The following is a 15,128-nucleotide window of genomic DNA, read 5'->3' on the forward strand; positions in this document are numbered from 1 at the left end:
CTTGATTAGCGATTAGCGATTAGCGATTAAAGATTTGCGATCAATTTCCACCCGTGTGGTAGGCCAGCGGGGTGCTGCTGCCGGCGGGGGAGACGCGGAGGTAGCCCTGCATTTCCTGGTGGAGCGCCGAGCAGAAGTCGGTGCAGTAGAACGGATAAACGCCCGGGGAATCCGCTTTCCATTTCAGCGTGCGCGTTTCGCCCGGCATGATGAGCAACTCGGCGTTGTTCATCCCCATGATGGCGAAGCCGTGCGGGACGTCCCAGTCCTGTTCCAGGTTGGTGACGTGGAAGTACACATCGTCGCCGGCGCGGACGCCTTCGATGTTGTCGGGCGAGAAGTGGCTGCGGATGGTCGTCATGTAGACGTGCACCTCGTTGCCGCGGCGCTCGATGCGCGTGTCGCCTTCGCTTTTCACGGCGTCCGGATGCGTGTTGTCCTGGAGCGCGTAGATCTGCACCTGACGGTCCTTGATGACGCTCGCCGCGATGCCCTGGGCGTAGTGCGGCTCGCCCATCGTCGGGAAATCGAGGATGATTTTCATCTTGTCGCCGCTGATGTCGATCAGCTGCGCGGCGTGTGCGAGTTCAGGCCCGGTTGGGAGGTAGCGGTCCTTCGTGATTTTGTTGAGCGCAACGAGGTACTTGCCCCACGGCTTCTGGCTGTCGCCGCCCGGAATCATCAGGTGGCCCACGCTATAATAAACCGGGATGCGGTCCACGACCTGGAACGTCGACAGGCTCCACTTCACGATCTCGGACGAGATGAACGCCGTGGTATAGGCGTACCCCTTGCCGTCGAATTCGGTGTGGAGCGGGCCGAGACCCGGGTTCTCCACTTCGCCGGCCACGATCGATTCGTACTTCAGCACCGGGATGCCGTCGATGACGGTCTCGAACTCCTTGTTCTGGATCGCCTGGATCATCTTCGAGAACGAATGGACAGGAATCACCGTGGCGAGCTTGCCGCCGGCGGCGATGAATTCCCCCGTCGGGTCCACGTCCACGCCGTGCGGCGACTTCGGCGTCGGCAGGAAATACACCAGATCCGAGCAGCTGCCGGCTTCCAGGATCGTGACGCTCGTCTTGATCTCGCTGCGGGCGATGCGCGACGAGGGATCCATGTAGTTGTGCGCGTACCGCGCCGGCATCTGCCGGGCGTTGCCGGCGGCCACGCATTCTTCCGCCCGTTTCCAGTTCACCGCCGCGATGAAATCCTTGTCGTTCTGCGAGGCGTTGATTTCGAGCAAGGTGTTGGCCTGCTCCGAGTTGTAGGACGTGAAGAACATCCATCCGTTGGACGGGCCCTTGCCGGCGTGCGCGAGGTCGTAGTTGAAACCCGGCACCAGCACCTGGAAGGCGATATCCAGCTTGCCGGGCTCATCGGCCCGGATGAAGGACAGGGTGCCCTTGAAGTTTTCGGCGTACGAGTCGATCGCCACATCCCGGTTCGGAATCGGCACGGAGAAACGCGTCGAGGCGACGAGGTATTCCGAGTTCGGGGTGATGAACGGTGAGCCGTGGTTGCCGGCGGAATTGGGGATCTCGACGATCTCCTCGGTTTCGAACTGCGTGAGATCGATGCGAGCGACGCGCGGCGTGTTGTTGCCATTGATGAAGATCCAGCGTCCGTCCGGGGCGCCATCCGTCATGGAGAGTTCAGGGTGGTGCGAGTCGTCCCACGGCACGAATCCGTGCGAGGTCATGAACATCGGCTTGGTCTCTTCCGAATAGCCCCAGCCGTTTTCGGCGTTCTGCGAAAAGACCGGGATGGTCTTCAGCAAGCGCCCGGAGGGCAGTCCGTGGACGGTGATCTGTCCGCTGAATCCGCCCGACATGAAGGCGTAAAATTCGTCGTATTCCCCCGGGGCGACATAGACCTGTTCCGCGGCGCTACTGCCGGAGGTCGAGGCGGGGCCCGTCATCTGGCAAGCGGCAAAGCTGCCGGCGAGCATCACGATGCCGGCGACAAGCAGCAGGATCGGGTTGATGCGAGTGGTTTTCATGGCATTGGCCTCTGTATTGGATGCGTTGGGTGGCGTGGGTTAAGGTTGGTTTTCTTTGTTTTCCGGGCCCTCATCGGCGGCCTTGCGGAGGTATTCGAGCAGGGCGCGCGCTTCGTCCTGCGTCAGATTCTGGCTGGGCATGGGCGTCATGAACTGGGCGAGCATCTTGCGCGCTTCCGGGTGTTTTTCGACCATCTCCGCCGGGTTCAGCATCATGTTCATGACGTAGGCCGGGGTGCGGCGCGTCAGCACGTCACCCAGCGCAGGGCCGACGTACCGCTCGCCGAGCTTGTGACAGGCCATGCATTTCATTTTGAAGCTCTCCTCGCCCGACTGCGCCAGGGCGTCGTCGATCGGACCCAGGTTCACGCTGGTGATCGGGCCGATGCCGTCGCGGAGCTGGGCTTCGCTCAGGCCGTTCGTCTGGGCCGCCGGCGCGGCAGGCGCTTCGGCGTCGCTGCCGCCGCAGCCGGCGAGAGGGAGGAGGCTGGCCACGATCAGGAGGAGCGCGGCGATCGGTAGGCGAGTTTCGGGTTTCATTTTGGATATCGGACTATTTTGTCTTATTAAGGGGCAAAAAAAGAGGCCGGCAGGTTGGCGTCGCCGTCTGCCATCGCCAGCCGGGCGATCGACAGCTGCGCGAAGCCGCGGCGCAGGCAGGCACGGGTCTCGTTCCAGTGCGCATGCAGCGGGCAGGGCGCTTCCTGGCTGCAACCGGGCATGCCCAGGACGCACGCCTCGAACAACCCCGGGCCGTCGATCGCGACCACGACATCGTGCAGCGTCAGCTGCTCCGGATCCGCGTGCAGCATCACGCCGCCTTGCGGGCCCTTGCGCGAATCGACCACGTGCTGACTGGCCAGCTCGGCGAGAATCTTGGACAAGAAGGAGCCGGGAATCGACAACGCCTCGCTGATCTCGTGAACCGGGACGAACCGGTCGCGCCCCTCACGTGAGAGATACACCAGCGACTGGATGCCATATGTGCAGCGTTTCGACATCATTTCGTATAGAAGACTCTTTTGTCTTAATTGAATATCGGAAAGGAAACGGCACCCGTCAAGCGCGGTGGCTGATGTCACGGTTTCTTCATAATCGGGTCAGCTCCCGGACAGCCGCAAGCCCAGCCGGTTGATGTCCGCGGCGAGGTCGGCGACGGTTGTGCCGGCGAACAGGGATTCGATCTGGGCGCGCTGCGGGCCCCACTGCTGGTGGAGCGGGCAGGGGTGGTTTTTGTCGCACGAGGGCAACCCCAGGACGCACTGCGTGAAGATGGCGTCACCGTCGATCGCCACCACGAGGTCGCGCACGGGGATCGCCGCGGCCGGCCGGCCAAGCCGGATGCCGCCGTGCGGGCCCTTGAGCGACTGCAGGATGCCGGCCTCCGTCAGTTTCTGGAAGATCTTGGTCAGAAAGTGAAACGAGATGTCGAGGTCGTCGCTGATCTTTCGGATGGATACGTGGCCCGCCTCGCCGAGCGAGACGAGGTGGAGCACGGCGCGGATGCCGTATTCGCAGCTTTTGGAGAGCAGCATGGCGGTATTAGGAGTCCTTTGTCTTAATCGCCCAATCTAACCCCGCGGGTCGTGCCGGCCAAGCTGTGGGCCGAGATTTCACAGGAACGGCGACGCGGCGGCAACCTTGCCGGCCTTGCCGCATTCCAGCCCCATCGCCGACAAACGACCGCACCCCATGGATCGCGAACCCGCCCTGAGCCCCACCCTGCGCCGGCTGCTGACCGTCTCGCTGGTGCTTGTGCCCGTGCTCTTTTTCGCCCTGCTCGAAGGCGGGTTGCGGCTGTTCGGGTATGGGGCGGACTACCCCCTGTTCATCCCGGTACCCGAATACGAGGGCTATCTCTATCAGAATCCGGAGGTCGCACGCCGGTATTTCAAGGTGCAGAAAAACGTCCCGACGAGTCTGCGGGATTACTTCAAGGCGGACAAGGACAGCGCGATCTACCGCATCTTCATTCAGGGCGGGTCGACCGCCGCCGGCTACCCGCTCTACTATGGCGGCAGCTTCTCGCGGATGCTCGAACAACGGCTGCTGCAGACCTTCCCAGGCCGCAATGTCGAGGTGGTCAACACGGCCATGGCCGCGGTCAACTCGTACACCTTGCGGGACCTCGTCGGCGAGATCATCAACCAGCGGCCGGACATGGTGGTCATCTACGCCGGCCACAACGAATATTACGGGACGCTGGGCGTCGGCTCGGCGGAGTCGTTCGGGCGCAGCCGATGGGCGGTCAACCTGTACCTCCGGCTGCAGGGATGGCGGATCGTGCAGCTGCTCCAGAACACGCTGCAGGGGGCCGCATCCGCCGTGGCCGAAGAGCGCCCGGAGGACCTCCCCGGCAACACGATGATGAGCCGGATCGTCCGCGAGCAGTCGATTCCCCTCGGCAGCCCGCTCTACAGGCTGGGTCTGGACCAGTTCCGGGGCAACCTTCGCGATATCCTCACCCGGTATCGGGAAGCCGGCATCCCCGTCCTGATCGCCACGGTAGCGAGCAACGAGCGCGATCAGCGGCCATTCAACAGCGGGCTGCTGCCCGGCACGGACGCGCAGGACTGGGAGGCGCGATACGGGGATGCGCGGGAGGCGCTGGCCGCCGGCGACACGGCCCAGGCGCTCGCCGCGCTGGCTTCGCTCGTGCGTCTGGACACCACGTCGGCCGACGCCTGGTATGCGTACGGCCGCGTCCTGGACGCCGCCGGCCGGCCCGATGCGGCGCGCGACGCCTTCATCGCGGCGCGGGAATACGACCAGCTGCGGTTCCGCGCTCCGCTGGCGATCAACGACGTCATCCGTGAGGAGGCGGCCCGCGCCGGCGCGACGGTCGTGGAGGTCGAGGACGCCCTGCGCCGGGCGTCGCCGGAGGGCATCATCGGGCGCGAGACGATGCTCGAACACCTCCACCCGAATGTCGAAGGCTATTTCGTGATCGCGGATGCGGTATACGAAGCCATGCGCGCCCGGCGCGATATCGGGGACTGGACGATGCCGGTCGGCCGGGAGGAAGCGCGGCGCGAGGTGCTCTTTACGGCGGTCGACTCGATGACGGCGGGGTTCCGGGTGCGTCAGCTGATGAATAGCTGGCCGTTTCAGCCGATCGGCCAGCAGGGCCCGGAGGTGACGCCGCTGACCGACGACCCGATCGAACGGATCGCCTTCGACCTGTACAAGCGGCGGGTGAGCTGGTACCAGGCCACGGATGCCTTGCGGGGGGTGTACGAGGAGCGGGGCGACTACCACAACGCGCTCAAAACCTGTCTGGCGCTCATCCAGGAATATCCGTTCGCCGTGCCACCCTACCTCCTCGCCGGCAACGTGCTCGTCAAGCAGCGCCGCTTCGCCGACGCCGTCGAGTACTTCCTCGCCGCCGACGAGCGCGGCCCCTCCGCGGCGGCGCAGCGGATGATCGGCAGCATCTACCTCCAGCAGAATCGCCGGAAAGAGGCCATAAGGTGGCTCGAACGCTCGCTGACGCTCGAGCCCGACGATGCGCAGGCGCAGTACAACCTGGCCGGCGCTTACGCCCTCGACGCCCGTTTCGACGACGCGCGCGCGCTCCTTAATCGCCTCCTCGTCCGCCACCCCGACCACGCCGATGCGAAGCGGATGCTCGGAAGCCTCCCCTGATGCACCGCAGCGCTCACTGCCGACCGAGCTCCATCACCACGTTGTACATCTTGCCTTCGCGGAACACACCCAGGTGGACGGCGTCGCCGGGGCGGAAGTCGGTGAGGCGGGCCGCCAGATCCACCTGGCCGGCGATGGGCTCGTCCTCGAACGTGAGAATGACGTCGTAGGGTTTAAAGCCGGCCTTGTCCGCCGGCGAGCCGGGATCGACATCGCGCACGATGAATCCGCGCTGTTCGGCGAGGCCGAGCGCTTTGGCGATCCGCTCGTTCACGTCCCATCCGCGCAACCCGGTATAGTAGGAGCGATCGACCTGCCCGTTGTCCTTTAGCTCCTGCACGATGCGCATCACCTTTTCCGCCGGCACGGCGAACCCGAGGCCGATCGATCCGCCGCCGCCCGAGGTGTAGATGAAGGTGTTGACCCCGATGACCTCGCCGAGCGCGTTGATGAGCGGGCCGCCGGAATTCCCCTGGTTGATGGACGCGTCCGTCTGAATCATGTCCCGATAGATGCGGTTCTCCTGCGGCTGGAAGTCGCGTCCGGTGCCGGATACCACGCCGACGGTGACCGTCGGCTCCGAGGCTTCGAAAAGGCCGAACGGATTGCCCAGCGCGATGGCCCATTCGCCCGGGATGGCCTGGCCGTTCGTGGCGAACGAGAGAAAGTGGAGGTCCTCCGGGGGATTCACCTTGATGAGCGCCAGGTCGCTGGCTTCGTCGCTTCCGATCAACTCGGCTTCCAGCGTCGCGCCGTCCATGAAGGCGACGGTGATCTTGGCCGCGTTGTGGGCCACGTGTTCGTTGGTGACGATGTAGCCGTCGGGGGAAATGACAAAGCCCGATCCCACGCTCTGGACCTGCTGTTCGTAGACCCGGCTGCGGCTGCGGCCGTAGAAAAATTCCATCCAGGGATCGGAAAACGGATCCCGATACTCCACCCGTTGCACGGCGATCACGTTGACGCTGACGACGGCCGGGCTGGCGATCTCCACGGCCCGGGTGATGGCGGTCGTCCGGCTCTCGTAGAGTTGATCGGTGACGGCGGCGAGGGCCTGGGGCTGCTGCGGCATGGCGTCGGTCGCCTGCTGCTGGGACTGGGCTTCACGGTTGCAGCCAACGCCGAGAAGGGCGATGATCAGGATCAGGGTGTGGCGCAGCGAGCGCGTGAAACGCAAGGGCGTTACGGTCATCATGACGTTGCGTAAGGATCACATCGACATTCGTTTCGACGAAAGCCTACGTGATGAAATGGGGTTGGTTTCTGGAAGATACGAGGAGAATCCGTCGCGTGGGTCACCGGCTTGAAATCCTCGCCGGCATTCTGCATTCTTCAGGAATCGCCCTCCGTCATCCACGGATTTATCTCCGGATTCGCGCACCCCATGCCGCTCCCCATCGATCGTTCCCGTTTTTTAGCCTCCTTCGACGCCCTGGCAGCCATCGGCGCCATCCCGGGCGGCGGGGTCCAACGGCTGGCCTTTTCGCCGGAGGACCGCGCCGGCCGCGACTGGGTCGAGGCCCGGATGCGCGGGCTGGGCCTGGAGGTATCGATCGACGCCATCGGCAACCTGCTGGGCGTCCGCGCGGGGACGACCGATGCGCCGATGGTCCTGATCGGCTCGCATGTCGATACCGTGGGCACCGGGGGCCGCTTCGACGGCAGCCTCGGCGTGCTCGCCGGCCTGGAGGCCGTGGCCGCTCTCAACGACGCAGACATCGCCACCCGCTGCCCGATCGGCGTGGCGGCGTTCGTCAACGAAGAGGGCGTCCGCTTCATGCCGGACATGATGGGCAGCCTTTACGCGACAGGGCAGCTCGAGGCGCAGGGCATCCGCGAGATCGTCGGGGTGGACGGGACGACCATCGGCGACAACCTGGACCGCAACGCCTTCGCGGGCGATCGGGAATGGCGGCATCTACCGATTGCGGCGTTTCTGGAGTTGCACATCGAACAGGGTCCCGTGCTGGAACGCGAAGGCCTGACCATCGGGGTCGTCGAGGGCGTCCAGGGGCTGTCGTGGACCGAGGTCGTCTTCGAGGGGGCATCCAACCACGCCGGCACGACGCCGATGGCGCTGCGTCGCGATGCCGGATATGCCGCCGGCGCGCTCATCCGGTTTGTTCGCGAACTGGCCGCTGCCGCCGGCGAGCCCCAGCGCGCCACGGTCGGTTCGGTTCGGCTCGTTCCGAATCTCATCAACGTGATCGCCCGCGAGGCGATCGTCACGGTCGACCTGCGGCATCCCGAGGCCGGCGCGCTGGACGCCGCCGAGCAGCGCGTGGAGGCGTTCGTCCACGAGACGGCGGCGGGCGAGGGGCTGCGGGTGCGGCTGCGTCGTCTGGCGCGCGTCGAGCCGGTCTCGTTCGACGACGCGCTCATCGCCCGGGTGCAGGCGGCGGCGGACGGTCGGGGCTACGCGAGCCGGCGGATGATCAGCGGCGCGAGTCACGACGCGCAGATCATGGCGTCCCGGTATCCCACCGTGATGCTGTTCGTGCCCAGCCGGGGCGGCGTGAGCCACGATGTGACCGAATACACCGCGCCTGAGCACCTGGCGGCCGGCGTGGAGGTGTTGCTGGATGCGGCGCTCGCCACCGCCGGCGTGGCCTAGCGCAGCCCGACGAAATCCAGACCGTTCGCGTACTTCGAGTACCGCGAGATCCGGAAGGGGAACGCCCCGGCGATCCGGTCGGCGTCCGCCGCGTCTTCGACGGCATATTTGATCTCCACGATAGAGCGCCCGGTGTCGACGGCGCGGCGGAGCGGGTCCAGGCCTCGGGGAGACGCGCCGTGGAAGGTGAGGTCGGTGTCGACCGTGATGCGGAAGCGCCGGTCGGCCGACAGGTAGTAGGTGCGGTAGTACCGGTTGACGAGCGCCGGCTCCACCCACTGCAGCCGCAGGCGGTAGGGCTCGGGAAGTCGCGCCGCGATCGCGTCGGTCCAGTCCGGCGGCCATTCCGCGGCGAAATCGAAGGCGGGCAACGCGATCAGTTCCTTGCGGCCGGTGAGCCCGTGTTTGATCTTGAACTCGAGCCGGGGCGCGGCGACGCGGCCGAAGAGCGGACCGTACCAGCGGATCCGGATCTTCATCCGGTTCATGACGCCTTCGACGGTCTGCCGGTAGCTCGAACGGGTCGGGTCGTCGAGGTAGATGTTGTTGACGTGCCGGCCGGCGTAGATCGGGCGGAAGAGCCCGTGATTGACGCGCAGGATGGCCTCGATCTCCGGGCGCGCGAGCCCTTCGGCGACGAGTTTGCGTTCGTAGCGCGGTTCAGCGTGTTCGACCGCCGCCGGCCGGGTCTCGACGCCGGGGAGGAGGCTACTCGGAAGCTTTGCCGTAAACATGACCGTAGAGCAGATCGCCTACGCGATCTCCAGTGGGGCGCTGCAGGGCCCCGTTGATAAACAGGGACGATCCGGTCTCGAGCAACAGGGGGGTCTCGACGGCGTCCATGCGCAGGTTATACGCCTCGGCGGAGGCCGGGCCGAATTCGGACTTCTTCTGGAAGATGGCGAAGCCGAGCCGGCTGTCGATGATGGAGGCGTTGCGGAGGGTGACGACCGATTTGTCCTTGCTGGCGATGGCGATGGCGCTGCCGACGATCGTTACGCTGTCGGCTTCCAGCACGCTGTATTCGCCGGCGCTGAGCGCCTTGTCGCCCGCGCCGCGCACATGGATGCCCACGGCGCGCACCTGCGAGCCCGAAATGTCGATGCCGTCGTTCCCGAGGCGCTCGAAACGCGCGTTGCGCACGACGCCCTCCACGAAGTCGCCGTCGAACGCATCCGACCGGGTGTCGCGAAAAAGGGCATCCTCCAGCGAAAACCGGGTGCGTACGATGTTGAGCGCGTCCTCGGAGCGCGAGCGCGTAAACGCGACGTGCTCCATGCGGACGGGCGACTCGTAAAAGACGACGGCGCCGGTCTGATTCCACGCGCCGCGCCCGGCGCTGCCCAGCCCATCGAACAAGGCATGCCGGATCGTCGATTCCTCGCCGGCCTGCAGGACGACCAGCCCCTGACCGGTGCTGTCGGCAGAGCCGAAGCGCACCGGATCGGCCTCGGTGCCGTTGGCCACGACCGGTCCCCGCGCGAGCACGAAGGCGCTGTCCGACAGGTCGAGATGCGCGCCGGCTTCGAGGAGGAAGGTGTAGCCGGTGGGCAGGATCATGATGTCGCCGACGCGCCAGTCGCCGGCCGGCACCGTCACCCGGCGCGCGGCCTCGTCGATGCGCAGAAACGGAAACGTATGCGCATTCGGTTCGTCGCGCGTCGGATCGCCGTCGACCAGGGCGCGGACGACGCTGGGATACGGGAAGATCGTGGTCGACTTCAGGGAGTCGCTCCCGAGCAGGTGGTACCGGACGGTCAGCAGCCCGCGCAGCGAGTCGGAGGCGGCGATCGAATCGGGAAGGGGGAAGGAGACGGACGAGAACGTGGCCGTCATCCCGTCGTTTCGGGCCGGGAGGAACGCCGGTTCGGCGGGCCGGCTGACGACCCGGTCGTTCAGGGCGAGCGCATCCACATACACCGGGAGAAAATGCGTGGCGGCGAGTTCGAGTTGGACGGACCCGCTGTCATGCCCGAGCAGGTGCGCGCGGAGGGCGTCCACCGGGTGCAGGCCGAAATCGATCAGCCGGCGGTTGTGGTCCACCGAGGCATACGGGAACGCGTATTCGGGATTGTCGAGATGGACGATCCGCTCCTTGCGGACCCATTCGTCGCGCAGATCCTCCTGCAGGCCGGCGAAATACGCCGGATCCGCCACGCGTTCGAGTTCACCGACGTACGCCGCAAAAAAAGTCGTGTCCTGAAGCAGAATGCGTTGCAGGGCGTCCGGGTAGTCCGAGGCGTCGAATCCGTTCCCGGAGGCCCAGATCGCGCCGATCTGCGTCCCGGAAAGCGCATCGTACCCGATGGGTTCAATGCGTGCCGTGATCGGGTTGTAATAGAACCGGATGTTGCGCCACACCGCCCCGTGTTTGCTGCCGAGCAGTTCCGATAGCGCCATGAAACGGGCCATGCGCTCGACATCGAATACCGCATGTGCCGGCATGGCGCCGCTCCTGAAATCCGTGAGCAGGCTCAGGGCGTGGAGGTACTGGTTGTACTGGACGGGATCGCGCTGGATGGACTGGCTCTTGAACGCGTCGATGTAGGTGGCCTCGAACGTCGAACTCGTCGCGGACGCCATGTCCTTGAATTCCGTCAGATCGAAAACGTCGTCCCAGAGCGGCTGCTCGGAGAACCGCAGGATGGGGCCTTCCCGCCGGTTTCGGTGTTCGATCAGGCGTTTGTCGAAGTGCTCTTCCAGGGCATAGATGCCCATGTATTTTCCGTTGATCGTCACGCCAATGAAATCGTACCGGAGCGACAGGACATCTTCGCGTTCCAGCGCCCGGTGATACACCCATTCGGCCAGGTAATTCCGGGTGCCGGGGTCCTGGATCGAGAAGGTATTCATGCCGAAAACCGTCTGGTCGCCCTTTACATGGACGCGGAAGGACCACTTGTCGCCGGCGAGATGGTCGACCAGATCGCCTTTGAGCCGCAGCGTGACGTCGTAGGTTTTTCCATTCGACGTCAGGCGGGCCGGGACGTAATCGTCGTCGCTCGCGATCAGCTGGCCCATGCGAAGCGCCGTCTCGCGCTTATAGGCGATCCACTGGAAATCGGTGTGCTTGATGTCGATCGCGATCTGCTCGGGGCGTGCCAGCAGTGCGCTCTCGACCCGGTTGGCGAGGGTGACGGGAGCTTGCATCAGGCTCGATGCCGTCGCCTCCGGGTCGAAGGCTTGCCGCTGCGTCAGCAGGGCGCCGATCCAGAACGTCAGCGCCGAAAGGCAGACCATGAGGGCCACGACGCCGCCGATGCTGAGCGTGCGTCCCGTGAGCAGCGTGCGCAGGGGCGAGGGCGCCTGGGCCACTTTCAGCTTCACGACACGCCTCCGAGGCTGCGGTTATCGAGCAGGGCGATATGGAGCGAGTCGTTGAGCTTCTGGAGTTCCGATTTGCCGGCTTCCAGATCCGCAAACGACCTGAAGCTGACCACGAACGCCGCATCGATCTGCTCCTTGCTTTCGTCGACCCGTTTGAGTTCGAGGGAGAGGCAGTGCCGGTCGAGCACATCGACGATGCGCGACAGACCGATCTTGCCGCTGCCGTTGCTGCGCACCGTGAGGAAGAGATTGGCCGGCTCGGAGACCCCTTTCAGCCGGTGCATCACCCAGAGAATGCCGAGAATCGCGCCAAAGGCGACGATGGTGATCCATCGTTGATCGGCGCCGAGCCCCAGCCCGATGGCGATGACCAGAAAGAGGTACGCCAGCTCCTCGGGCTCCTTGATGGCGGATCGAAAACGGACGATCGAGAGCGCGCCGACGAGACCGAGCGAGAGCGCGAGCGAGGCCTTGACCACGCTGATGATGAGCATGGTGGTCATGGCGAGCAGCACAAAGTTGCCGGCGAACTGCCTGCGGTTGGATAACGAGGTGCCGAAACGGATGTAGAACCAGGCCAGGATGGCCCCCAGGATCGCGGCCAGCAGCAGGTTGAGGGTGAAATTCCAGAGCGAGATCTGAACGCTCTGCGAGGCTAGAAATTCCTCGAACGAGGGAAACGAATCGGGCATGCGTGATCGGCTGAATGACGAGCGCACCCGCAACAGGGCGGCGCGCGCAGATGGAACAGAGCGTTCCACTGAACGGGGAATGGGGGGCTGATCGTGCGATAGCGCCGGTTGGGAGGCGCGTGTATACCCCTTCGTACCGGCGCGCCGTCTGCACGGACAGTCCGCATGCCGCGTCCGTTACGGCGCGGCATCCGTCATAACGACGTATCCGCGCCGGTCCAAAGCACATGACGTGCCAGTCTGCATGCCGGCGTCGATTGGGGTCGCCGGCTCCGTGTTCGAGGAGACGCGCGGAACCCCGGACGCGCATCCGGCCCCGATGTCGGAGGGTCAGCCCCGACGACCGAACCGCTCCAGTTCCGCCGCCACGTCGCGCTTGTGCCGGTTCAGGAGCCGCGTCAGGTGTTTGAGTTTTTCCTCGGTGGAATTGTGGATGTTTTTTTCGTTTTGCAGCTCGCGTTCGAGCCACTCGATATGTTCGAGCAGTTGCTCGACTTCCGTCGTGGGCATCATCCGATAAACCGCGAGGACATCGTTGTCCACGGGTTGGGGTCGGGCGCCCGTTGCATCGCTGTTGGGCATCGTACCGTGCGCGCGGTGCGCGTTGAAAGGCTTGTTCGAGAAGAGAGCGCGCCGGACGGTCGCACGAAGGGGGGAATCGGTCGCCGGCGGAAAGGAAGTGTAGGCTGGTTACAAACACCGCGCCTCAGGGTTTCCGCCCGGATGTTGTGCAGATGTTCTTCTTTTGTGATCCCTTGTTATCGATTTGTGATACTTACGCGTGGGGATGTCCCTCATCTTGGTGGATGGCGCGTCAAACGGCGATGTCCGGTACCGCGCCTCGATACGCTAGGCTATCAGACCAATCCATCCAGACTATGAAACGATTGCTTCTTCTTTTCCTGTTCGTCGCCTTCGCCGGCAGTGCACAGGCCCAGATCCGAATAAACGAGGTCGGCTACGCCGGCGTCGATATCCAGGGGTCCGCCAAATGGGTGGAACTCTACAACGCCGGAGATGCCGACGTCGATGTCTCCGATTACTGGCTGTGCAACTTCCCGGCCTACAGTCAGATTTCGGGACTCACGGTGCTCGATGGGGCCATGATGATTCCCGCCGGCGGCTACCTCGTCGTCGCCTTCGACGCCGTCGGGGCGGATGACGGCGAGGTGGGCCTCTACGCCTCGAACGAGTTCGGCAACTCGGACGCGATGCTCGACTATGTCCAGTACGGCGCCGCCGGCCACACGCGCGAGACGGTGGCTGTGGGCGCGGGCGTCTGGACCGCCGGCACGTTCGCCACGGCGCCCATGATGGGCGAGACGCTCAGCTTCCTCGGGACGGGATCGACGCCGGCCGAGAGCTGGGTCGTCGCCTCGCCTTCGCCCGGTGCGAGCAACGGCGCCGATCATACGACGGCGATGCGCGCCTCCATCGACCGGTTCAGCATGGACGCCGGCCATCTCTTTATCCGGGACGAAACGAACGGGCTGCCCGAGGCCAACTCCGCGATCGACTTCGACATGGCCCCCTTCATCACCCAGGGCTTCGGTCCGTCGGGCGATATCATCCGCTACTACAACTTCGACGTGCAGCCGACCGCGCCGGCGCCGATCTACGTGCTGTTCCGCGAGGGCGAGGACGCTCCGGTGGCCGGCCAGTATAACATCGTCGACGTCATCCCCGGGGATGAAAACTACAACGACTTCTGGCAGCCCGTGAAGGTCACGGTGCCGGCGAACTATGTGGCGAACGCCATCACGAGCGCGGCGGCGCTGACCGAAGCCGGCTACACGATGGAACCGCTCGACGTGATCGTGAACTGCCCGATCGTGCCGGAAGGGTCGGCGGCGGCCGCGCGGCTGAACGCGCAGAACGGCTCGGGCCTGGTCAACGGCTGGTACAAGGACGAGGCGGTGTTCTACTTCGAGTTCGGCGAAGCCGCCCTGGCGCCCGAAAGCGGATCGGTGCCAGTTTCGCCCATCTACGTGACGTTCAACATCAATCCGGATCAACCGGACGGCGGCCCGCCCTCGGGCTTCAAGACGGAAGAAGGGAGCGCGCAGACGCACAACGTGGTGGCGACGCTGCCGGGTGACGAGGGGTACTCGCCGCTGTGGGTGGTGAATATCTACGACAACGCGGAGTTCGATCTGGTGAGCGACCTGGCCAGCGCGGAAGGGGCAACGATCCTCGCTCCCGGTGCTGCGCTCGTCAACTGCCCCGTCGTGGCCGTCGAAGGGGATGTGGCCATCGAGAAGCTGCCGGGAGAAACCCCGACGCATTTCGCGCTCCAGGGCAACTTCCCCAACCCGTTCAATCCGACGACCACCATCCGCTACGACCTCTCGGTGGGCGGTCAGGTGGAACTGGCGGTGTTCAACATGCTGGGGCAGCAGGTCGCCGAACTGGTGAGTGCTCCCCAGGCCGCCGGCGCGTACCAGGTACAGTGGGATGGACGCGATAGCCAGGGTCAGGTTGTGGCCTCCGGCGTCTACCTCTACCGGGTCACCTTCAACGGAAACGCCTCACAATCCCGGGTGATGACGCTTTTGAAGTAAGATTGACGCATAGTAGGGTGTCGCCACGTTTTACTGCAAGCGATGCTCCCTGAATTCGGCGCGCCGGCTCCATCCGGCGCGCCGTTTTTTTATGCGCGCCGCAGGTCGCCGGCGCCCGGTTTGCGCCGGGTGTTGCCGAACGGGCAGCCGGCCGCGTTCCCTCCGCAGGGCAATCGCATGCTCTTCAAACGTGAGCATCTCCCGGTATGAGCGTATGGGGGTATGGGGGTATGGGAGGTTCTGCGGTAAAAATGCCCCCATGCACCCATAAGAAACGGTTGGGA

General features: G+C 64.9%; 12 protein-coding genes. 3 read left to right on the forward strand and 9 right to left on the reverse strand.

The window, feature by feature from the left end:
- Window positions 1–40: 40 nt before the first annotated feature.
- From nosZ to R2834_23465, 4 genes are read right to left on the reverse strand one after another with little or no spacing between them, the layout of a single operon-like run.
- Window positions 41–2,005: a Sec-dependent nitrous-oxide reductase gene (gene nosZ, locus R2834_23450; GenBank protein MEZ4703305.1), complete on the reverse strand. Its 1,965-nt coding sequence runs from the start codon at window positions 2,003–2,005 to the stop codon at window positions 41–43.
- A 39-nt stretch (window positions 2,006–2,044) separates the two neighbouring features.
- Window positions 2,045–2,545, reverse strand: a complete 501-nt coding sequence (locus tag R2834_23455) for a cytochrome c (protein ID MEZ4703306.1) — start codon at window positions 2,543–2,545, stop codon at window positions 2,045–2,047.
- A 26-nt stretch (window positions 2,546–2,571) separates the two neighbouring features.
- Window positions 2,572–3,087, reverse strand: a complete 516-nt coding sequence (locus tag R2834_23460) for an Rrf2 family transcriptional regulator (GenBank protein ID MEZ4703307.1) — start codon at window positions 3,085–3,087, stop codon at window positions 2,572–2,574.
- Window positions 3,088–3,105: 18 nt separating this feature from the next.
- Window positions 3,106–3,540: an Rrf2 family transcriptional regulator gene (locus R2834_23465; protein MEZ4703308.1), complete on the reverse strand. Its 435-nt coding sequence runs from the start codon at window positions 3,538–3,540 to the stop codon at window positions 3,106–3,108.
- Between the two features lie 157 nt (window positions 3,541–3,697).
- Here R2834_23465 and R2834_23470 point away from each other — a divergent pair, with 157 nt between their 5' ends.
- Window positions 3,698–5,650, forward strand: a complete 1,953-nt coding sequence (locus R2834_23470; GenBank protein MEZ4703309.1) for a tetratricopeptide repeat protein — start codon at window positions 3,698–3,700, stop codon at window positions 5,648–5,650.
- A 13-nt stretch (window positions 5,651–5,663) separates the two neighbouring features.
- On the opposite strand, the gene R2834_23475 is transcribed toward R2834_23470, so the two are convergent.
- Entirely contained in the window at window positions 5,664–6,845 is a 1,182-nt protein-coding gene (locus R2834_23475) for a trypsin-like peptidase domain-containing protein (GenBank protein MEZ4703310.1), read from the reverse strand.
- Window positions 6,846–7,034: 189 nt separating this feature from the next.
- Here R2834_23475 and R2834_23480 point away from each other — a divergent pair, with 189 nt between their 5' ends.
- Window positions 7,035–8,264: a Zn-dependent hydrolase gene (locus tag R2834_23480; GenBank protein MEZ4703311.1), complete on the forward strand. Its 1,230-nt coding sequence runs from the start codon at window positions 7,035–7,037 to the stop codon at window positions 8,262–8,264.
- Here the strand turns inward: R2834_23480 and R2834_23485 are convergent.
- The 4 genes from R2834_23485 to R2834_23500 all read right to left on the reverse strand — a co-directional run bounded on the left by R2834_23485 (window position 8,261) and on the right by R2834_23500 (window position 12,826).
- Window positions 8,261–8,998 carry a VTC domain-containing protein gene (locus R2834_23485; protein MEZ4703312.1) on the reverse strand — a complete coding sequence of 246 codons (738 nt, stop codon included), beginning with the start codon at window positions 8,996–8,998 and terminating at the stop codon, window positions 8,261–8,263. The two genes, R2834_23480 and R2834_23485, sit on opposite strands and share 4 nt — an antisense overlap.
- Window positions 8,973–11,591 (reverse strand): CotH kinase family protein, encoded by a 2,619-nt coding sequence (locus R2834_23490; GenBank protein ID MEZ4703313.1) that lies wholly within the window; start codon window positions 11,589–11,591, stop codon window positions 8,973–8,975. The genes R2834_23485 and R2834_23490 overlap by 26 nt, the downstream gene beginning before the upstream one ends.
- Window positions 11,588–12,283: a DUF4956 domain-containing protein gene (locus R2834_23495; GenBank protein MEZ4703314.1), complete on the reverse strand. Its 696-nt coding sequence runs from the start codon at window positions 12,281–12,283 to the stop codon at window positions 11,588–11,590. The genes R2834_23490 and R2834_23495 overlap by 4 nt, the downstream gene beginning before the upstream one ends.
- Before the next feature lie 330 nt (window positions 12,284–12,613).
- Window positions 12,614–12,826, reverse strand: a complete 213-nt coding sequence (locus tag R2834_23500; GenBank protein ID MEZ4703315.1) for a hypothetical protein — start codon at window positions 12,824–12,826, stop codon at window positions 12,614–12,616.
- 335 nt (window positions 12,827–13,161) lie between these two features.
- On the opposite strand from R2834_23500, the gene R2834_23505 reads away from it, so the two are divergent.
- Window positions 13,162–14,844, forward strand: a complete 1,683-nt coding sequence (locus tag R2834_23505; GenBank protein MEZ4703316.1) for a FlgD immunoglobulin-like domain containing protein — start codon at window positions 13,162–13,164, stop codon at window positions 14,842–14,844.
- Window positions 14,845–15,128: the final 284 nt, after the last annotated feature.

This window comes from Rhodothermales bacterium (assembly GCA_041391505.1).
Taxonomy (GTDB): domain Bacteria; phylum Bacteroidota; class Rhodothermia; order Rhodothermales; family JAHQVL01; genus JAWKNW01.

Coding starts and splice junctions, on each gene's coding strand:
- nosZ (MEZ4703305.1), bottom strand. CDS start 2,005: ATGAAAACCACTCGCATCAACCCGATCCTGCTGCTTGTCGCCGGCATC.
- R2834_23455 (MEZ4703306.1), bottom strand. CDS start 2,545: ATGAAACCCGAAACTCGCCTACCGATCGCCGCGCTCCTCCTGATCGTG.
- R2834_23465 (MEZ4703308.1), bottom strand. CDS start 3,540: ATGCTGCTCTCCAAAAGCTGCGAATACGGCATCCGCGCCGTGCTCCAC.
- R2834_23470 (MEZ4703309.1), top strand. CDS start 3,698: ATGGATCGCGAACCCGCCCTGAGCCCCACCCTGCGCCGGCTGCTGACC.
- R2834_23475 (MEZ4703310.1), bottom strand. CDS start 6,845: ATGATGACCGTAACGCCCTTGCGTTTCACGCGCTCGCTGCGCCACACC.
- R2834_23480 (MEZ4703311.1), top strand. CDS start 7,035: ATGCCGCTCCCCATCGATCGTTCCCGTTTTTTAGCCTCCTTCGACGCC.
- R2834_23485 (MEZ4703312.1), bottom strand. CDS start 8,998: ATGTTTACGGCAAAGCTTCCGAGTAGCCTCCTCCCCGGCGTCGAGACC.
- R2834_23495 (MEZ4703314.1), bottom strand. CDS start 12,283: ATGCCCGATTCGTTTCCCTCGTTCGAGGAATTTCTAGCCTCGCAGAGC.
- R2834_23505 (MEZ4703316.1), top strand. CDS start 13,162: ATGAAACGATTGCTTCTTCTTTTCCTGTTCGTCGCCTTCGCCGGCAGT.